This is a genomic window from Acinetobacter sp. CAU_H_60 (assembly GCF_058599385.1).
Window position 1 is genome coordinate 2,546,750 of record NZ_CM178653.1, and the last position, 19,903, is coordinate 2,566,652.

The 19,903-nt window shown below is 42.8% G+C and carries 18 protein-coding genes, 2 tRNA genes and 3 rRNA genes; 6 read left to right on the forward strand and 17 right to left on the reverse strand.

Features of this window, described 5'->3' with window-relative positions; genetic code table 11:
* Nucleotides 1-7 precede the first annotated feature (7 nt).
* Nucleotides 8-322, reverse strand: a complete 315-nt coding sequence (locus AC4MBN_RS12015; RefSeq protein ID WP_179993326.1) for a rhodanese-like domain-containing protein — start codon at nt 320-322, stop codon at nt 8-10.
* Between the two features lie 91 nt (nt 323-413).
* Here AC4MBN_RS12015 and AC4MBN_RS12020 point away from each other — a divergent pair, with 91 nt between their 5' ends.
* A complete protein-coding gene (locus AC4MBN_RS12020; protein ID WP_004783667.1) occupies nt 414-902 on the forward strand; it encodes a YajQ family cyclic di-GMP-binding protein in 489 nt (162 codons plus the stop codon).
* 25 nt (nt 903-927) lie between these two features.
* The gene (locus tag AC4MBN_RS12025; RefSeq protein ID WP_491880270.1) at nt 928-1,431 is read left to right on the forward strand and encodes a DUF4442 domain-containing protein; all 504 of its coding nucleotides are present in this window, start codon (nt 928-930) and stop codon (nt 1,429-1,431) included.
* A gap of 58 nt (nt 1,432-1,489) precedes the next feature.
* Here AC4MBN_RS12025 and AC4MBN_RS12030 read toward each other — a convergent pair whose 3' ends face one another.
* From AC4MBN_RS12030 to AC4MBN_RS12040, 3 genes are all read right to left on the reverse strand, one after another.
* Nucleotides 1,490-1,861, reverse strand: coding sequence for an acyl-CoA thioesterase (locus tag AC4MBN_RS12030; protein ID WP_171523022.1), 372 nt, complete (start codon nt 1,859-1,861; stop codon nt 1,490-1,492).
* 75 nt (nt 1,862-1,936) lie between these two features.
* The gene (gene trxC / locus AC4MBN_RS12035) at nt 1,937-2,371 is read right to left on the reverse strand and encodes a thioredoxin TrxC (protein ID WP_004783672.1); all 435 of its coding nucleotides are present in this window, start codon (nt 2,369-2,371) and stop codon (nt 1,937-1,939) included.
* Entirely contained in the window at nt 2,372-3,268 is an 897-nt protein-coding gene (locus AC4MBN_RS12040) for an alpha/beta hydrolase (RefSeq protein WP_034170861.1), read from the reverse strand. It lies immediately after the preceding gene.
* Between the two features lie 125 nt (nt 3,269-3,393).
* Between AC4MBN_RS12040 and AC4MBN_RS12045 the strand changes: the two genes are divergently transcribed.
* Entirely contained in the window at nt 3,394-3,729 is a 336-nt protein-coding gene (locus AC4MBN_RS12045; RefSeq protein WP_004783676.1) for a protein tyrosine phosphatase family protein, read from the forward strand.
* A 221-nt stretch (nt 3,730-3,950) separates the two neighbouring features.
* Here AC4MBN_RS12045 and AC4MBN_RS12050 read toward each other — a convergent pair whose 3' ends face one another.
* On the reverse strand, nt 3,951-5,834 hold the full coding sequence (locus AC4MBN_RS12050) for an Ig-like domain-containing protein (RefSeq protein ID WP_491880271.1): 1,884 nt from the start codon (nt 5,832-5,834) through the stop codon (nt 3,951-3,953).
* A 156-nt stretch (nt 5,835-5,990) separates the two neighbouring features.
* On the opposite strand from AC4MBN_RS12050, the gene AC4MBN_RS12055 reads away from it, so the two are divergent.
* Nucleotides 5,991-7,388, forward strand: a complete 1,398-nt coding sequence (locus AC4MBN_RS12055) for a dihydrolipoyl dehydrogenase (RefSeq protein ID WP_491880272.1) — start codon at nt 5,991-5,993, stop codon at nt 7,386-7,388.
* 205 nt (nt 7,389-7,593) lie between these two features.
* Here AC4MBN_RS12055 and rrf read toward each other — a convergent pair.
* The 8 genes from rrf to AC4MBN_RS12095 all read right to left on the reverse strand — a co-directional run bounded on the left by rrf (nt 7,594) and on the right by AC4MBN_RS12095 (nt 16,229).
* A 5S ribosomal RNA gene (gene rrf / locus AC4MBN_RS12060) occupies nt 7,594-7,708 on the reverse strand.
* 202 nt (nt 7,709-7,910) lie between these two features.
* Nucleotides 7,911-10,802: ribosomal RNA gene (locus tag AC4MBN_RS12065) — 23S ribosomal RNA — on the reverse strand.
* 373 nt (nt 10,803-11,175) lie between these two features.
* Nucleotides 11,176-11,251 (reverse strand) — tRNA-Ala (locus tag AC4MBN_RS12070).
* 45 nt (nt 11,252-11,296) lie between these two features.
* Nucleotides 11,297-11,373: transfer RNA gene (locus AC4MBN_RS12075), tRNA-Ile, on the reverse strand.
* Between the two features lie 61 nt (nt 11,374-11,434).
* A 16S ribosomal RNA gene (locus tag AC4MBN_RS12080) occupies nt 11,435-12,972 on the reverse strand.
* Together the 16S, 23S and 5S rRNA genes with 2 tRNA genes alongside form the textbook arrangement of a ribosomal RNA operon.
* Nucleotides 12,973-13,408: 436 nt before the next feature.
* Entirely contained in the window at nt 13,409-14,488 is a 1,080-nt protein-coding gene (locus AC4MBN_RS12085; RefSeq protein WP_491880273.1) for a DUF6670 family protein, read from the reverse strand.
* Nucleotides 14,489-14,512: 24 nt separating this feature from the next.
* Nucleotides 14,513-15,334 (reverse strand): CDP-diacylglycerol--serine O-phosphatidyltransferase, encoded by an 822-nt coding sequence (gene pssA, locus AC4MBN_RS12090; RefSeq protein ID WP_005233819.1) that lies wholly within the window; start codon nt 15,332-15,334, stop codon nt 14,513-14,515.
* A 37-nt stretch (nt 15,335-15,371) separates the two neighbouring features.
* The gene (locus AC4MBN_RS12095; RefSeq protein WP_491880274.1) at nt 15,372-16,229 is read right to left on the reverse strand and encodes a 23S rRNA (adenine(2030)-N(6))-methyltransferase RlmJ; all 858 of its coding nucleotides are present in this window, start codon (nt 16,227-16,229) and stop codon (nt 15,372-15,374) included.
* 117 nt (nt 16,230-16,346) lie between these two features.
* Between AC4MBN_RS12095 and AC4MBN_RS12100 the strand changes: the two genes are divergently transcribed.
* On the forward strand, nt 16,347-16,949 hold the full coding sequence (locus tag AC4MBN_RS12100; RefSeq protein WP_419364210.1) for a 2OG-Fe(II) oxygenase: 603 nt from the start codon (nt 16,347-16,349) through the stop codon (nt 16,947-16,949).
* Between the two features lie 60 nt (nt 16,950-17,009).
* Complete coding sequence (locus AC4MBN_RS12105) at nt 17,010-17,537, forward strand: hypothetical protein (protein WP_419364209.1); 528 nt, start codon at nt 17,010-17,012, stop codon at nt 17,535-17,537.
* 60 nt (nt 17,538-17,597) lie between these two features.
* On the opposite strand, the gene AC4MBN_RS12110 is transcribed toward AC4MBN_RS12105, so the two are convergent.
* From AC4MBN_RS12110 to AC4MBN_RS12125, 4 genes are all read right to left on the reverse strand, one after another.
* Nucleotides 17,598-17,864, reverse strand: coding sequence for a DUF2789 family protein (locus tag AC4MBN_RS12110; RefSeq protein WP_491880275.1), 267 nt, complete (start codon nt 17,862-17,864; stop codon nt 17,598-17,600).
* A 116-nt stretch (nt 17,865-17,980) separates the two neighbouring features.
* The gene (locus tag AC4MBN_RS12115; RefSeq protein WP_491880276.1) at nt 17,981-18,244 is read right to left on the reverse strand and encodes a DUF2789 family protein; all 264 of its coding nucleotides are present in this window, start codon (nt 18,242-18,244) and stop codon (nt 17,981-17,983) included.
* Nucleotides 18,245-18,307: 63 nt separating this feature from the next.
* Nucleotides 18,308-18,586 (reverse strand): DUF2789 family protein, encoded by a 279-nt coding sequence (locus AC4MBN_RS12120; protein ID WP_419374469.1) that lies wholly within the window; start codon nt 18,584-18,586, stop codon nt 18,308-18,310.
* Between the two features lie 159 nt (nt 18,587-18,745).
* On the reverse strand, nt 18,746-19,732 hold the full coding sequence (locus tag AC4MBN_RS12125) for a malate dehydrogenase (RefSeq protein ID WP_491880277.1): 987 nt from the start codon (nt 19,730-19,732) through the stop codon (nt 18,746-18,748).
* Between the last annotated feature and the right edge of the window lie 171 nt (nt 19,733-19,903).

Sequence of the window (19,903 nt, forward strand, 5' to 3'; positions counted from 1 at the left end):
AGGTCAATTATGCACCTTGTTCCAGTGGCATACCTGCATCACGAGCAGCACGAGTACCACCCATCAGAATGACATATTCACGTGTGCTGTCAAAACCCTCTAACTTTTCAGCTGCACGTGGAGCTTTACTCCCACCACCACATAAAATGTAAATCGGTTGATCCGCTGACACCTGAGTCAGGCTATCTGCTGAAAGATCGTTAATGGGCTGATTGACCGCCCCTTTCACGTGTGCTTCAGCATAAGCACTTGCATCTCGTACATCCCAGATTACAGCATTTTCTGGGAACTCAAATGTTGTAATTTCTTGTTTACGGATCATTGCGCACTCCTTTGATGTAAACAACACTTGGCAAATGAAGAAAACATCCCTAGCATCTCAGATATTCTTTCCCTTTGTAAAGGTCTAAACTATGCCTTCTTTCGATATTGTTTCTGAATTAGAAATTTTTGAAGTAAATCATGCAGTTCAAAATACCCAAAAAGAGATTGCAACCCGCTTCGATTTCCGTGGACAGGATGTTTCTATTGAACTGAATGAAAAAAACAAGGAAATCAAAATTAGCACAGAAAGTGATTTCCAATGTGAGCAAGTGTATACCATGCTGGAAAACCATTTCTTCAAGCGTAAAGTGGATATTCAGGCACTAGATCCACAAAAAATGACCGCTTCAGGCAAAAATGTAGTTCAAGTGATCAAGCTTAAAGATGGCCTTGACTCAGATACGGCGAAAAAAATTAATAAGGCCATTAAAGAAAGCGGCATTAAAGTGCAATCTTCAATTCAGGGTGACAAGATTCGTGTGACTGATAAAAAACGCGATACCTTGCAACAAGTCATGGCATTCCTGAAAGAACAACAATTCGGTCTGCCTTTACAGTTCAATAACTTTAAAGACTAAGGCAGCAACGTCTGTAAATGGAATTATGGCAAAGAGCAACCGACTGACCAAACTGGTCAATGTGACATCAAGATTACCGCAAGGTATACGTACTGCTTTATTGAGTAAGACCTTTGGCCGAGTGGTTCCGATGGTCGGTTCTGCCAAGATTCGCTATCAGGAAGTCAGTGCATCCAAAGTTGTGGTGAGTATGGCCAATCATAAGGCCATGCAGAACCATATCGGTCAGATTCATGCCTGTGCGATGGCACTGCTGGCAGAAACAGCAACCGGCTTTGTGACTGCGATGAATGTACCTGATAGCGCAGTGGTTCTAATTAAAAGCCTAAAAGTGGACTTTAAGCGTCCAACCAAAGGTGCCATGACTGCGGTGGCTACGTTGACTCCTGAACAGCAGCAATTGATGCAAAGTTCAGAAAAAGGTGAAACACTGGTACAAGTAATCGTAACTGATGAATCTGGTGAAGCACCAATTCAATGCGAGATGCTCTGGGCTTGGATTGCCAAGAATCAGTTGAAGCCAGGCTAATTTCAATACAGACAAAAAAAATCCCAGATCATTGATCTGGGATTTTTTATTTAAAGAATTATGAGTTCTGCTGAGATTCTGCAAATTTCTGTTTTGCTTCATCCGGAATTGGACGTTTATTGCCTTTGACATCCACTGCGACAAAGGTAAATACCCCTTCAGTCACGCGTACAGGTGCACGTGAGTTATCATGACTGTCCCATACTTCGATTTGCATCTGGATTGAAGTATTACCGACTTTTAGAATTTTGGTATAGCAGCTAATGACATCGCCGACTTTCACAGGAACCAGGAAGGTCATCTGGTTAATCGAAATCGTTGCACAGCGTCCTTTACTAAAGCGCTCTGCATGAATTGCTCCCGCCAAGTCCATTTGTGAAACAATCCAGCCACCAAATACATCTCCACTCCAGTTGGTATCCGCAGGCATTGCAATCGTCTGCAGGGAAAGTACTCCCTCTGGTTTAATATGAGAATCTGTCACTTGAACTCCAGGCTTTTTAAATTAGGATTGAGCATTATTTAACTGCTGATCAAGCCACTTTTGTAGTTCGCTTGAACGTAATGCACCGCTTATTCTAGCAATTTCATTGGTTTTATTCATCAAAACCAGCGTCGGAATACTACGTACATTAAATGCTGAGCTTAATCGCGGATTGGCTTCGGTATCAATTTTAGCAAATACCACTTGTGGATTTTCTTTTGCTACAGCAGCAAAATGCGGTGCCATCATTTTACATGGACCACACCAGTCTGCCCATAGATCAATCAGGATGGGAAGATCACTATGGGTGACAAACTGACTAAAGTTCTGTTCATTTAGCTCAATCGGCGCTAATGGAACTAAAGCTTGATGACACTGACCACATGCTGGATCGGCCGTTAATTTTTCTTCAGGCACACGATTTTTAGCCTGGCAATTCGGGCATACAATGATCATCTAGCGCACTCCAATATGTTGATGTAAGAATTCTAATTGGGTCGAGACTGCTTTTTCAAACCATTCACCATGATAAATATCAAAATGCCGCATATTCCACTCATGATATTGTACAAATGGTGCAATATTGGTTGCGGTTTCCCGACTGGCTTCAATGGGAATCAGGCTGTCTTGTTGTGCTGCAATAAATAGGACAGGAATAGTGATTTTTCGGACTTCCTGAATAGGACGGTAACGCATCAGTTTAAAGAATACCCGTGCCGGGATATGACCACTCCAGTAATAATCTGGATTCACAATGGATAGATACCCTTCATAACTGTCTTGTGTCGGCATAAAACAGAGTTCGTGACGATCAACCACCGGTAAAGTCTTGGGAGCCATTCCGACCTTTGCTCCCATATAATCCTGACTGGAAATCTTCAGGGCTTTAGGCAATTGCTGCAAAGGATAAAGCTTGGCACTTTCTGCACCATCAACGAAGGGCACCTGTACCATTACTGCCTGAATATTTTTTAGTTCTGCAGCGAGTGTCAGTACATGCCCCCCACTCAATGCTGTTCCCCATAACACAATCCGTTTAGCATCAATGGATTTACGTGCCTGCAAATGCTGGATCATTGTACGCCAGTCTTCAAGTTGAGCACCGATCGATACCAGTTCACGCGGACGCCCGGTACTGCCTCCCCAATAGCGATAATCAAACAGAACCACCGCATAACCTGCACTGGCAAAACGCTGAGCATATTGCACCAGTTTAAAATGACGTAAAGCCGCTAGGCCATGAGCCATCAGGATCACAGCTGGTTTGTCAATCTGTTGAGGACGATAGAAATCCGCAGCAATCACTTCCTGACCGCTTTTGACATACAGTGGTTCGACTGTATAGGCGTACATACGCGCTCCATTGCGTTATTTTATAGTTGTAATCGTTTATAAATTTTTCAGAACTAGGCCATCATGTTTTCAGCTTAATGCTATCATAAAGCATATCAAGATAAATAACATAATGGAGTGACATCATGAGCGAAAATGTAGGCTTTGCTGGCCAAATTGGTCCTGAACATATCTCTCAAGTAGTTGAAAAAGGTTTTAAATCAATTATCAATAACCGTCCAGATATGGAAGGTGGCCCTGAACAGCCAACCAGCGTACAAATTGAGGAAGCTGCTCGTAGTGCAGGTCTGGATTATGTTTTCCAGCCAGTAGTTGCTGGCCAGATTACCGAGCTTGATGTGCGCACCTTTGCTAACCATTATAACGAATTACCAAAGCCGATCTTGATGTTCTGCCGTACAGGAAATCGCTCCAATAATTTATATCAGTTGGCGAAACAGATGGATCTGCTGGATGACTAAGGTATTTAGGGGAAATGTACTTTTAGTCAACATCTCCTTCCTTTTAATGTCAGAGCTTGATCTATGAATAAATTCTTACTGGTTATATGTTGCAGTCTTGCATTGATAGGTTGTAGTTCAATGAATTTTAAGCCTACTGTGGGTGTCAGTATGGGAACTTCTATTTAACTTTTAAAAAGAAGTTCTCAAAAAAAACAGCGCTGAAGCGCTGTTTTTTTATTTTATAAGAGTCCAGTAAAAGGATCTGTAGAATTACAAGTAGGGGGTCCATAAGGACTATCATCAAATGGCTGACTAGCTTCAGATTCAAAATCAGCTTTTAATAATCCCAATGTATATACTAAGCTAGAATTTAAATCTTTAGTGCTTACATTTGTCTTAGCTTTGAATTCGACAGTTTGCCAACCTGCGTATTGACGTAAATACTGCACACTAAAATTGAATTTACCGGTAGCATCAGTTGTATACGTAAATGTTGAACTAATATTTCCATTTGGATCCACAAATCCTGTTGCTAACTGAATATTAGACTTATTAGTAATTTCACAATATGACTGGAAACGTGCAGGTAATTTTAAACTTTCAACAGCATTGATTTTATCAGTGGTTTCCTGTGCAGTATTTTTTAATTGTGCTACAACGCTGGATTGTTGATTAATTTGCTGCTGTTTTTGAGCAGTTGCGACTTCCATTGCCGCTGTTAAATCAGCATTAAGACTTGCAATATCTAAATTTAATTGATTAATAGTGCCATTAATCATAATAATTTGTTTTTGATATTGCTTAGCACTAGCTTCATCTTCATCAGCTTGAGCAAGTTGTAAATTTGTTTGTGCAGTAGCTAATCGTGAATTTTGTGTCCTAATTTCACTTTGTTTAGCTGAAATTTGAGAACGTAAACTTGTAATTTCACTTGATTGAACAGGAGCACTTTGTAAGCTAGCTAAAGTAGCTTCAGCTTGACGTACCTGATTATTTTGATTTACTAAAGTCTGTTTAACAGGAGCTAAACGTTCAACTTTAATATTTTCTAATTGAGCTTTGGTCATAAAGAAACCTTGACCTGCACGTAACAAATCAATATTCATTGTGACACGATAATTAGGAAGTGGCACACCATAAATATCTACCACATGGGCTGAAAGGGCCTCTCTATAATATAAAGCATCTGCAGTTTTTTGTAATTCACCAGATTTACCAAAGGTAATATTACCTATTGGCTGCTCTATTTGTCCTTTAGACACATTGAGTTTAAGTGTTTGTTCACTTAATTTTTCATTTGCATTGGTTATAGTAGCATTTAAAATAATGCCCGATTTAACAAGTGTGTCAGCGAGTGGACTTTCTGTCCTTGGTAGAGTAATACTGAATTGTGCATTTCCATCAGCGTCAGTTTGCTTAACTGAGCTTCCAGTAATAGTAACTTTATTAGTTTTTGTATCAACTACGGATAATGTAACATTTTGATTAGCAACTCCCCCCCCATTACCGTCAATTGCTTTGACTGTAATAGTTGCATTATCACCGGTAATAACTAAAGTAGGCTTATTAGAAGTCACTTCCAAATGATACTGAGCAACCTCAGAGGTAGGAATAGATTCAATCACCTCTAGTTTTCTAGCTTGAGATGTAATTTTTCCAGTTCCGTCTTTAAAAGTAGCATTCAAATTAACGCCATTAGCGATAAGATTGCGAGAATTTAAAATATTTGATGGATCTAATGATAAATTAAAAATAGCATTACCATTCGAATCTGTGGTTACTGTTGAACTACCATCAATCGTTATTCCATTTGATTGAGTATTTTCAATTGCAAGAGTTACTGGCTGATCAGATACACCACCACCATTTACATCGACCAGTTTAACAGTCACGACTACTGTATCACCCGTCACTAATAACTTAGGTTTATCACTGCTCATCAAAATATGATAATTAGTCGGCACTGCATCAGGATTTGTTACTGTTCCTCCATCGGTCGAGCCGTCACCTGTCGAAGAGCTTCCATTGGCATTATTATAATATCCGTCACTACCACCACAGCCGGCCAACATTAATGACAAAGTAAGAGCAGATAACTTCATACTTAATTGTTTACTAATCATTTAAATCCCCAAGTCCCTCTATCTTCAGAGTTTGTTATCAATCTTTATTTAATTATGCGTTATGTAACCACAGTTGAGCTTTTATGTAAATAAAGGTAAGCCAAATGTTTTGTATGCTAGCTTATAATAATCAAATAAATTTGATAAGAGCAATAAATGTACGATTTAATCATTATCGGTGCAGGCACAGCAGGAATTAGTGCTTATAAAGAAGCTATTAAATATACCCAAAATATTTTAATTATTAATGCCGGTTCATGGGATACAACATGTGCTCGTGTAGGCTGTATGCCGAGCAAGCTTCTGATTTCTTCTGCTAACCGTATGCATGATATTAAAACTGCAGAAAATCTCGGATTACAGCATGATGCCGTAATAAATACCTCCACCGTTATGGATCGCCTGCATAAGCTTCGTGATCATTATATTCGGGCCACTTTAAAAGAAGTAGAACAATGGGATTCAACTCATAAGGTATCAGGGCACGCAAAATTTACCAATGCTCAAACAGTCCAAGTAAAAGGAAAATCTTATCAAGCTAAAAGTTTTATTATTGCAGTAGGCTCTCGACCAAATTTTGATGCTACCTTAAAAGATGAACTAGGCGATAAACTCCTGACATCTGATGAAATCTTTGAACTTACACAGCTACCTAAATCCTTAGCAGTGATTGGTAGTGGCGTTATTGCAATTGAATTGGCTCAAGCCATGCAACGTTTAGGGGTACGTACTACTATGTTTGCTCGTAGTCAGAAAATAGGTGCACTCACCAGTCCAACTCTACAAGCTTTGGTTAGAGAGCAATTAAATAACGAGCTGGATATCAAATTTAAAACTTTACCTAATCAAGTCAAACTCCTTACTGATCAGGTAAAAATTGACTATATAGAGAATGATCAAAAACAAAGTCTTGAAGTAGATTATGTACTCTCAGCTACTGGACGTAGTTCTAATTTAGATCGATTAGGTTTGGAAAAAATTAATCCTGAATTCCAAGATGTTAAAAAGCTACCTATTAATAAAAAAACCAAGCAATTAGAAAACTTGCCTATTTTTATTGTTGGCGATGCAGCCCCTGATGTCCCAATTCAACATGAAGCTGCCCATAATGGTAAAGAAGTGGTCCAGAACTGCTTAAATTTTCCAGATGTTCAGCCTATTTCTGCCCTAACTCCTTTGGCAATCGTATTTAGCCAACCAGAAATGGCGATTATTGGACAAAGTTTCAAACAGCTAGAAGAGAAAAATACGGAATATATTAGAGGCTTTGTATCTTATGAAAGACAGGGACGCGCGTTAATTCTTTCAGAAAATAAAGGTGGGGCTGAAGTATATATAGATAAAATGTCAGGAAAATTATTAGGTGCTGAATTATTCTGCCCTCAAGCCGAACATCTAGCACACATACTAGCCTGGATGATTGATGCAGAGCAGGATATTCATCAGATTCTGGCAAAGCCTTACTATCATCCGACTTTAGAAGAAGGGCTAAGAACAGCATTTAAACATGCTCGTCGTCAGTTTGATCAGCAGGACATAACTGACGCTCTTTAAATATATTTAAGAAGTATTGATAGATAAAATTTAATTACTTCAAACAATATGGTGCAGCTAATAGCTCTGAAGTTTTGGCTGCACCTTGTTACTCTTTAACTCATTTTTTAGATCAGAAAATATCAATAGAAAAAGCTCTAACCATTTTATTTCTTCCATAAAAAAACACCCTCAAGCCTTGGCTTGAGGGTGTTTAGGAATAATGAGCTGGCGATGACTTACTCTCACATGGGAGACCCCACACTACCATCAGCGCTAAGAGGTTTCACTTCTGAGTTCGGGAAGGGATCAGGTGGTTCACTCTTGCTATGGTCGCCAGCACAACTGGTATGCTTACTCGCTATGGTCTTATTTACGTTGCTTGCGCTTCGTTTGCCTAGCTTTCTTCAAATAGAATGCATTAACAGATGTATCTGAGTCGCAGTAGTTTGTTCGATTAGCTTAACTAAATCAAGGCTTCGTCTGATCGTTAGATCAATATGAAATCAATTGATGCTTTATATACAACTGCTTGGGTGTTGTATAGTCAAGCCTCACGAGCAATTAGTATTGGTCAGCTTCATGCATCACTGCACTTCCACATCCAACCTATCAACGTCGTAGTCTTCAACGGCTCTTTAGGAGACATAAAGTCTCGGGGAAATCTTATCTTGAGGTAGGCTTCCCGCTTAGATGCTTTCAGCGGTTATCCCTTCCGAACATAGCTACCCGGCGATGCGACTGGCGTCACAACCGGTACACCAGAGGTTCGTCCACTCTGGTCCTCTCGTACTAGGAGCAGATCCTCTCAAATTTCCAGCGCCCACGGTAGATAGGGACCGAACTGTCTCACGACGTTCTAAACCCAGCTCGCGTACCTCTTTAAATGGCGAACAGCCATACCCTTGGGACCTGCTTCAGCCCCAGGATGAGATGAGCCGACATCGAGGTGCCAAACACCGCCGTCGATATGAACTCTTGGGCGGTATCAGCCTGTTATCCCCAGAGTACCTTTTATCCGTTGAGCGATGGCCCTTCCATACAGAACCACCGGATCACTAAGACCTACTTTCGTACCTGCTCGACTTGTGGGTCTCGCAGTTAAGCGCGCTTTTGCCTTTATACTCTACGCGTGATTTCCGACCACGCTGAGCGCACCTTCGTACTCCTCCGTTACTCTTTAGGAGGAGACCGCCCCAGTCAAACTACCCACCAGACATGGTCCTCGCTCCCGATCAGGGAGCAGAGTTAGAACCTCAATATTACCAGGGTGGTATTTCAAGGACGGCTCCATGGCAACTAGCGTCACCACTTCAAAGCCTCCCACCTATCCTACACAAGTAAGATCAAAGTTCAATGTCAAGCTGCAGTAAAGGTTCACGGGGTCTTTCCGTCTAGCCGCGGGTACACCGCATCTTCACGGCGAATTCGATTTCACTGAGCCTCTGCTGGAGACAGCGCCGCCATCATTATGCCATTCGTGCAGGTCGGAACTTACCCGACAAGGAATTTCGCTACCTTAGGACCGTTATAGTTACGGCCGCCGTTTACTGGGGCTTCGATCAATAGCTTCGCTTGCGCTAACCACATCAATTAACCTTCCAGCACCGGGCAGGCATCACACCCTATACGTCCACTTTCGTGTTTGCAGAGTGCTATGTTTTTAATAAACAGTTGCAGCGGCCTGGTTTCTGAGGCTGTCAACAGCTCAAGGAGCAAGTCCCATCACCATCAACAGCGTACCTTCTCCCGAAGTTACGGTACCATTTTGCCTAGTTCCTTCAGCAGAGTTCTCTCAAGCGCTTTGGTCTACTCGACCTGACCACCTGTGTCGGTTTCGGGTACGATTCCAGTGTAACTGAAGCTTAGAGACTTTTCCTGGAAGTATGGTATCAGCCACTTCACCAGTAAACTGGCTTGCTATCAACTCTCAGCATAGAGCACCCCGGATTTGCCTAAGATGCATGCCTACTGTCTTCCACCTGGACAACCAACGCCAGGCTGACTTAACCTTCTCCGTCCTCTCATCGCATTACACTGAAGTATTGGAATATTAACCAATTTCCCATCGACTACGCCTCTCGGCCTCGCCTTAGGGGTCGACTCACCCAGCCCCGATTAACGTTGGACTGGAACCCTTGGTCTTTCAGCGAACGGGTTTTTCACCCGTTTTGTCGTTACTCACGTCAGCATTCGCACTTCTGATACCTCCAGCATGCTTCTCAACACACCTTCATCGGCTTACAGAACGCTCCCCTACCACTTGCAATAAATTGCAAATCCGCAGCTTCGGTACATAGTTTTAGCCCCGTTACATCTTCCGCGCAGGCCGACTCGACTAGTGAGCTATTACGCTTTCTTTAAAGGGTGGCTGCTTCTAAGCCAACCTCCTAGCTGTCTATGCCTTCCCACATCGTTTCCCACTTAACTATGATTTAGGGACCTTAGCTGGCGGTCTGGATTGTTTTCCTCTTGACTACGGACGTTAGCACCCGCAGTCTGTCTCCCGGATAGTACTCATTGGTATTCGGAGTTTGCATCGGTTTGGTAAGTCGGGATGACCCCCTAGCCGAAACAGTGCTCTACCCCCAATGGTATTCGTCCGAGGCGCTACCTAAATAGCTTTCGGGGAGAACCAGCTATCACCGAGTTTGATTAGCCTTTCACCCCTATCCACAAGTCATCCCCTGGCTTTTCAACGACAGTGGGTTCGGTCCTCCAGTTAGTGTTACCCAACCTTCAACCTGCTCATGGATAGATCACCCGGTTTCGGGTCTATACCCAGCAACTAAACGCCCTATTAAGACTCGATTTCTCTACGGCTCCCCTATTCGGTTAACCTCGCTACTGAATATAAGTCGCTGACCCATTATACAAAAGGTACGCAGTCACCACACAAAGTGGCTCCCACTGCTTGTATGCATGCGGTTTCAGGATCTATTTCACTCCCCTCACAGGGGTTCTTTTCGCCTTTCCCTCACGGTACTGGTTCACTATCGGTCAGTCAGGAGTATTTAGCCTTAGAGGATGGTCCCCCTATATTCAGACAAGGTTTCACGTGCCTCGCCCTACTCGACATCATCATATCAGCCCTTTCGTGTACAGGACTATCACCCACTATGGTTGCACTTCCCAGAGCATTCCACTAAAACTGATATGACTTAATGGGCTGTTCCCCTTTCGCTCGCCGCTACTGAGGGAATCTCAATTGATTTCTTTTCCTACGGATACTGAGATGTTTCACTTCTCCGCGTTCGCCTCATAAACCTATGTATTCAGTTTATGATACCGACCTTATAGCCGGTGGGTTTCCCCATTCAGACATCTCCGGATCACAGGATATTTGCCGCCTCCCCGGAGCTTTTCGCAGGCTATCACGTCTTTCTTCGCCTCTGACTGCCAAGGCATCCACCACATGCACTTAATTACTTGACTATACAACCCCAAACAGTCGTTACACCTACAAGTCAGTGTAGCAACATAGTTGTTTGCGATCTCGTGAACTTAATCACTGTACAGCTTCAATTAGATTCATATACCAAAACGCTTGATTCAGTTAATTTCGCTAGTTCTCATTCAATCACTTCAACAATCAATCTCGCGATCTCCTGTTTCCGCTCTTGTATGAGTATGAACAAATTATTTCAACTCAAATATATTCTGTTAATGATTTAATGCATCCTCGTCGGACTGCATTACTGTGATAAATCACAGAGATTAATAACAATGCCGCGCATTATACGCCGCTTTCTTACTAAGCTCTATAAGCTATCAAACCGTTTGCTTATTACGTATTCGAACGAATACGTGGTGGAGACTAGGAGAGTCGAACTCCTGACCTCCTGCGTGCAAAGCAGGCGCTCTACCAACTAAGCTAAGTCCCCAGCTTATCAATAAGTCAATGTTCTGATTTTCTGTTTTCTGGCAGATGGTGGGTCTGACAAGACTTGAACTTGTGACCCCACGCTTATCAAGCGTGTGCTCTAACCAACTGAGCTACAGACCCTCAGATACATCGTCATGAAGAACAACTTGTTGTGGATTCTTACCAATCGTCAATCTTTCGTTAAGGAGGTGATCCAGCCGCAGGTTCCCCTACGGCTACCTTGTTACGACTTCACCCCAGTCATCGGCCACACCGTGGTAAGCGTCCTCCCTAAGGTTAGACTACCTACTTCTGGTGCAACAAACTCCCATGGTGTGACGGGCGGTGTGTACAAGGCCCGGGAACGTATTCACCGCGGCATTCTGATCCGCGATTACTAGCGATTCCGACTTCACGCAGTCGAGTTGCAGACTGCGATCCGGACTACGATCGGCTTTTTGAGATTAGCATCTGCTCGCGCAGTAGCAACCCTTTGTACCGACCATTGTAGCACGTGTGTAGCCCTGGCCGTAAGGGCCATGATGACTTGACGTCGTCCCCGCCTTCCTCCAGTTTGTCACTGGCAGTATCCTTAAAGTTCCCACCCGAAGTGCTGGCAAATAAGGAAAAGGGTTGCGCTCGTTGCGGGACTTAACCCAACATCTCACGACACGAGCTGACGACAGCCATGCAGCACCTGTATCAGAGTTCCCGAAGGCACCAATCCATCTCTGGAAAGTTCTCTGTATGTCAAGGCCAGGTAAGGTTCTTCGCGTTGCATCGAATTAAACCACATGCTCCACCGCTTGTGCGGGCCCCCGTCAATTCATTTGAGTTTTAGTCTTGCGACCGTACTCCCCAGGCGGTCTACTTATCGCGTTAGCTGCGCCACTAAAGCCTCAAGGGCCCCAACGGCTAGTAGACATCGTTTACGGCATGGACTACCAGGGTATCTAATCCTGTTTGCTCCCCATGCTTTCGCACCTCAGTGTCAGTATTAGGCCAGATGGCTGCCTTCGCCATCGGTATTCCTCCAGATCTCTACGCATTTCACCGCTACACCTGGAATTCTACCATCCTCTCCCATACTCTAGCTAACCAGTATCGAATGCAATTCCCAAGTTAAGCTCGGGGATTTCACATTTGACTTAATTAGCCACCTACGCGCGCTTTACGCCCAGTAAATCCGATTAACGCTTGCACCCTCTGTATTACCGCGGCTGCTGGCACAGAGTTAGCCGGTGCTTATTCTGCGAGTAACGTCCACTTATCCCAGGTATTAACCAGGTAAGCCTCCTCCTCGCTTAAAGTGCTTTACAACCAAAAGGCCTTCTTCACACACGCGGCATGGCTGGATCAGGGTTGCCCCCATTGTCCAATATTCCCCACTGCTGCCTCCCGTAGGAGTCTGGGCCGTGTCTCAGTCCCAGTGTGGCGGATCATCCTCTCAGACCCGCTACAGATCGTCGCCTTGGTAGGCCTTTACCCCACCAACTAGCTAATCCGACTTAGGCTCATCTATTAGCGCAAGGTCCGAAGATCCCCTGCTTTCTCCCGTAGGACGTATGCGGTATTAGCGTCCCTTTCGGAACGTTGTCCCCCACTAATAGGCAGATTCCTAAGCATTACTCACCCGTCCGCCGCTAGGAATCAGGTGCAAGCACCCTATCCCCGCTCGACTTGCATGTGTTAAGCCTGCCGCCAGCGTTCAATCTGAGCCATGATCAAACTCTTCAGTTAAAATCATTTCGAACTTTATAAGTAAAGTTCTTAAACTTGGCTCATCAATTTTCTGACAAATATTTCTCAAATAAACTTCGAGTAATTTCTACCATTCAATCAATGAAAATAATTTCGATCAATCAACCAGTAAAAATCCACACAAGTTGTTCTTCATAATCTCTTAATGATCTTCTTGCTACTTCGTCAGTAGCAAGCTAGGTCGGCTATATTACTCTCTATCTCTAGAAAGTCAACCAGTAATGAAAATTATTTTTAAACTTTCTTTCTAAAACCTAACTCAACCATTTCATGCTAAGTTACTGTTTTATCAGAAGTTTTAATCTTCATCACCGCCAATGGATGTGCATTATAGACCAATCCCAAACAAGCGCAACCCCTATTTTTAAGAAAATACTTCAGTTGATTATTATTTCTACAAAAATGCCGATTTTCCCTATTTTTTGAGCATTAAAGGTACAGGATTGGCCAATGTACTTAATAATTTCTCTTTTTTATTGTGTTCCTGAAAGCGCAAGGAGCGGCAATCTATATATTCACAGTAGCCCCCTTCCCCATGCTCAGTCTCGCCATTAATTCTGACTTCGTAATTAAAACTTCCGACATAACCCGCAGCCAGGCCAAATTTAAAATCTCCCCGGCTTTGTCCCTGCAGCCAGATCTGCATTCCTTTGCCATCTTCATAGCACCATTCAAACTCACGTGGCAGATACATCTTTTGCCCATTAGGGGTAGTCACACTCGGATAAACCCGATGCACCTTGAAATAGACCTTTTGGTCGAACATCTGACTGGTCATATTTTTCAGGTCACGTAAATAGATGCGTGACTGCACAATGCTGTTCAGACTATCCCGAATTTGTGCCAGCAATAATTGCCGTCCTTCACTCAGGTTAATAATCTGATAGGTCAGAAAGGCTAAAGGCAAATAGGGAAAATTAAAGCTTCGTGCAAATTCAAAACTACCTAAGCTCTCGATAAGGTATTTCTGATCTTTATAATGTAAGGTACCCTGACAATAACAGAGCAAAGACCAATGATCAGCCAGTGCAAAGCGCATTTGGGTGAAGTGTGAAATCAGATTGGTCGTATGGATGCTGAGATCAAAGCTCAGTTCAGAATCAAAACGCTGTAAACGAAAATGCGGAAAGTCGCCCGTCAGTTTTTCACGATCCAGAAACTGAAACAGGCCATACTGAAATTTGCAATCCTTTTTGACTGAATAGCAATTTAATTGTCCTGCCATATGCGGGCTGGTGCTACAGATTACTGTGGCTGTATCCAATGCATTGGTTTGAATGGCACTCGGGTTTGCCAACATAGGAGCATTAGGCTGACCAATAATACTTAGAAAATTAAGATAATGGAGTGGCGCAGGTAGATCAGGAAGTGTCAGGCCCTGATGAATAATTTTATATTTCTGGTTTGGCCCATGATAGGCAAGATTATGCTGGGAAACAGCAGGAGTCTGATTCAGCTGTTTCGAACGATCTAGAAAATCTTGAAGAAACTGCATCTCAAACTCCTTATTTTTATATTGTTATAAGGTACTCTGTCTTTTTGCCATAAAGGTCGTAAGGAAACCAGACAAGGCATAGATGACAGAGATCACGAGAATCCCTACCGGAATATTATAAGTCATCGCTGCAAAGATAAACACCGCGATCGGCAACACGAAAAACGGTACCCGTCTACGCTCTACGGTTTTAAATGAATAGTATTTGATATTAGAAATCATCAATAAGCCAACGATTACAATAATTGCAGCATTAATGATTTGTACAGTAAAATCACGAATATCAAACACAGCCGGGAAGTCCAATCCTACCCAGACCAGTGAAATAATAATGACGGCTGCTAATGGACTCGCAACGCCAATAAAGTAGCGTTTGTCCACCACTCCAATCTGAACGTTAAAGCGGGCTAGACGGAAAGCTGCACAAGCCGTATAGACAAAACAAGCCGCCAGCCCGATACGGCCTAAATCACTTAATCCCCAGCTATACATCAAAATAGCCGGTGCCACCCCAAATGCCAGCATATCGGATAGTGAGTCGAACTGTTCACCGAATGGACTTTGTGCCCCAATCGCACGTGCCACACGACCATCGAGACCATCAAATAAAGCTGCCAAGAAAATGGCATAAATAGCTTGCTGAAATTCGCCATTCATACTGGCAATAATCGAGTAAAAGCCTGATAACAACGCAGCGGTTGTAATCAGGTTAGGCCACAGATAGATACCTCGACGCTTAACTCTTTGCCCTTCCTGGGTATGCTCTACCTCTTCCACCTCGAAGGTGATGCCATCAAATGGCAAATCTTTCGAAGATTCGTGTTCCGGCTTATTTGTACTTGTCATTCTTGTCGATCCTAACTATGACCCGATCTTTAAAATATTATTCGCCTACTAACCAACGAACTGCAGCATGACCGCCATTTTCCTGCATACGTAAATGCGGAAATAACCATTGCAGCGCTTCGTCTGCATCTTCAGAGAACTTCCAAGGTGGGTTAATCACCAGTAAACCACAACCATTTAAACCCACTGGTGTATCATCTGGCCATACACAGATTTCACATACCAACTGACGGCGAATCCCGGTCTTGAACATTTTCTTCTCGAAACGTTCAATCATGGCACGGTCTTTAATTGGGTACCAAACTGCAAATACGCCTGTTGGCCATTTTTTATAAGCAGCAACCAATAATTCAACCAGTTGTGGGAAGTCTTTACGCTCCAGCTCATACGGCGGATCGATCATCACCAAACCACGTTTTTCTTTCGGTGGAATGACTGCGAGTAAGCCTTCATACGCATCACGCTCATGCAGACCGGCGCGTTTGTCAAAAATGTTATGACGTAGCTGCTGGAACACATCTCGCTGCATTTCAAAAATAGTGGCCTTGTCAATTTCACGCATGCCTTCCAGCGCAAACCATGGTGAACCCGGATATGCACCTTTACCAAAGTTTTCACGTATTTTCTCAACAATTTTTAAATATTGTTGTACGCCTTCAGGTGCATTACGCTTGATCGAATCATCCAGCTTAACAAGACGATGAATACCGTTTAAAAACTCACCTGATTTTTGCGCTTCGGCAGTCGACAAATCATATTTACCTGCACCACCATGTGTATCTACATAGCGATAAGGTTTGTTTTTTGCATTCAGTCGAGTCAACAACTGAAGCAATAAAACGTGCTTCATGACATCGGCAAAGTTGCCTGCGTGGTAAGAGTGACGGTAATTCATGTTTCAATTATTCCTAAGATCAATTGCTATTTTAACATGAAAAACTATTTCGTTCAGAAACGATTATTGCACTAAAATAGCGGACCTTTTTTTACCACACTATCGAGAATTGAAAAAATGGAAGCAGTTATCATCCCAGGGGATTGGAATGTTGATCAAATCTTAGATGATTTAGATCAACATGGCTTTAGTATTGTTGACGATGCTTACTCTAGCGAATATCAACATGCAGTGAGTCAAGAATGCTTAAGCCACTTAAACGAATTTCGTAATGCAGCCATTCAAAATGGTGTCGTTAACAACATCCGTAGTGATCATATTCTTTGGTTACAACCTGAATTTCAAATTTCCCACCGACACATTCAAACCCTTCAACAATTTTCTCAAATTTTAAACCGCGCGTTTTATTTAGGCATTAAAGATGTGGAAGCCCATTTTGCCTGCTATAACGCGGGTGAGTTCTATGCCCTGCATCGCGATAATCCTCAAGGCAAAAATGGCCGAATGATTTCTGCGGTTTATTATCTGCATGATGATTGGCAAGATAACTGGGGCGGCGAATTACATCTGCAGGATAAAAATGATCAATGGCATATTATCCAGCCTAAACCGAACCGCATCGCCATCTTTCAAAGTGATCTGTTACATGAGGTTCTGCTGTCCAAACAGCAGCGTCTTTCGATTACTGCGTGGCTGCGTTCAGACAATCAGCTGATTTAAAACTTTAAATTTCTATTTTTAGCCTCATATAGCCCTTATTGAGACTAGAGGACGGCGTTCATGCGACCAAACACCCAACAGATCATTGCCCGTATCGGTGAAACTGATCAGCTGTTTTTAAACGGCAATACTCCTGAATTGGCTCTTGAGCGCGCCGATCTTCGCTTGCAACTGGTGACCATTAGCCAGATACGCCAGGAACAGCTGCATTTCCTGCAAGAAGCAATTGTCTTGCTCGAACAGGGCCGGGTAGATTTTGAGGAAATTCCGTTAGATCTTTATATTAATCTGTCTTTGCATCTGGCCAAGGCGTATATGATTTATTTTGAGCTGACCCAGGAAAAGCATTTCGCCCTGATCACCCAACAGATTCTCAAACCGATGACCCATTATGAGCATGCGGAGATTTATTTCTTCCTGGCCTATGCGTCTGCCAGCAAGAAAGAACCTGCCATGACCCGTCATTGGCTGAACAAATACAGCAAGATGCCTGTGTTTGACTTTGATCTGTTACAGCAACATCCTGCTTTTGATGAATACCGCCAATTGGACTGGTTTATTCAGTTATTGCGTCGCCGGATGCATTAATTACCTCCAGGACCTTCATCAAAAAAGCCTCATAAATATGAGGCTTTTTTGATATCAAGTTTAAGCGGACTTTAGAATCTTAGGATGTTGCGCATCCATATGCAGTTGCTGATTAAGTTCATCTACCCAAATCGCCCAGTCATCATCTTGCACCAGATGACTGATTAATAATGAGCGCTGCGCTTTATTCCAAAACGGCGCATCATGCAGAAAAACATGAGCCGGTAACTGGTGAGTACGTATATACAGTTCAATGGCAGCTGGGCTATTAGCCAGGCCGAGTTGAGAAAATAACATTTCTAAGGATGGTTGGTTCTTCCCGAGCATATGCCCTCCTTATATCAGATATATTGTAGTTATTTATAGGACTAACTTATAAGATAAGACAAAAAAAACCTAGTCAAAGGACTAGGTTTTGTTGTGTCTTTTTGTATAAAGAAACTTTAATTGCTTTCAGGGCCTTCTTTATCACTTTCGACATGTAAAAGCTGGTTCAGTTTATCAATAATTACGATCCATTCATCATCCTGATGCCAGTGTTCACGTAAAAAGGCACTCTGTCCTTCACTCCAGAATTCGGCATCTGGCAGAGCTACTTTGGCATCGAGCTGATGATCTTTAGCAAATTGCTCGATCGAAGCCTCATCTGACGGCAAACCAAGTTGTTCAAAAAGTAGTTCCAGAGTGACCTGTTGTTCCATAAGCATAAGCAGACTCCATTATTCGATTTATCAGTTGGTTAAATGATCAAGGTGTTCAGATTGAAAACTTTAGTTTGAATTACCACTGGGCAAGCTACAGGAGCCTGAGCCCACGGCTTCAGTATGTAACTGCTCATTTAGCACATCTACCCATATGGCCCAGTCATCATCTTTCTTCCAGTGACTGATCAAAAAGTCATGTTGTGCCTTACTCCAAAATGGTGCTTTGTGTAGCGGTACATCCATGCCAATTTGATGGGTATTAATAAATTCGTCGATTGCTTCAGGACTGGAGTCCAGGCCTAATTGTTCAAAAAAAAGTTCGAAGGTTGGGCGTTGTTCTAACATCTGAATGACCTCCCCCTTTTGAATTATGAGCTTGTATCTACCTTAGCCTGCCTATATAACAAACTCAGTTGTCTCTCCTTCACAGGATGTTATTTTTTGTTCAATAAAAAAGGCACCCTAACTAGAGTGCCTTCTTTTTAATTTAATTAAAAAATTAAATTATTTAAGCATGTCAGCAACTGCTGCGCGCTCTTCTTCAAGCTCGTTCAGTGTAACGTTGATACGTTCACGGCTGAATTCGTCGATTTCAAGACCTTGAACGATTTTGTATTCACCGTTTTCAGTAGTTACAGGGAAACCGAACATTACGCCTTCAGGAATACCATAAGAACCGTCAGAAGGAATACCCATAGTTACCCATTTGCCGTTTGTGCCAAGAGCCCAATCGCGCATATGGTCGATTGCAGCGTTCGCAGCAGAAGCAGCAGAAGACAGACCACGTGCTTCGATGATCGCAGCACCACGTTTACCAACAGTTGGAAGGAATACGTCTTTGTTCCAAGCTGCATCGTTGATTTTGTCTTTCAAGCTTTCGCCGTTTACGTTAGCAAAACGGTAGTCAGCATACATTGTTGGAGAGTGGTTGCCCCAAACAGTCATGTTTTCGATGTCAGAAACTGCAACACCCGCTTTTTGAGCAAGTTGAGTTAACGCACGGTTGTGGTCAAGACGCAACATTGCTGTGAAGTTTTTCGCTGGAAGATCTGGAGCAGATTTCATTGCGATGTAAGCGTTAGTGTTCGCAGGGTTACCTACAACAAGAACTTTAACGTCACGGCTAGCAACTTCGTTCAGTGCTTGGCCTTGACCAATGAAGATTTCGCCGTTTACTTTAAGCAGGTCAGCACGTTCCATACCAGGACCACGTGGACGTGAACCAACTAATAGAGCATAGTCTGCATCTTTGAAAGCTACTTTAGGATCATCAGTACCGATCATGCCCGCCAATAATGGGAAAGCACAGTCGTCTAGTTCCATCATTACGCCTTTAAGCGCTTGCTGAGCTTTCTCAACAGGAATTTCTAATAATTGAAGAATAACTGGTTGGTCTTTACCAAGCATTTCACCGCTTGCGATACGGAATAATAGGCTGTAACCAATTTGACCAGCAGCGCCAGTAACGGCAACGCGAACAGGTTGCTTCATGTAATTATCTCCAATTGAGAGGATCGTCATAATGATTAAATAGCTGTTCTATCTAATCTTAATAATCATAAACGGCAAAGATTGTACTCCAATCCTCTTCGAGATGCATGTAAAAGAGAATGGATTTCAACAAAAGTATGATAGGAAATATAAATTAATTTGACTAAAAAG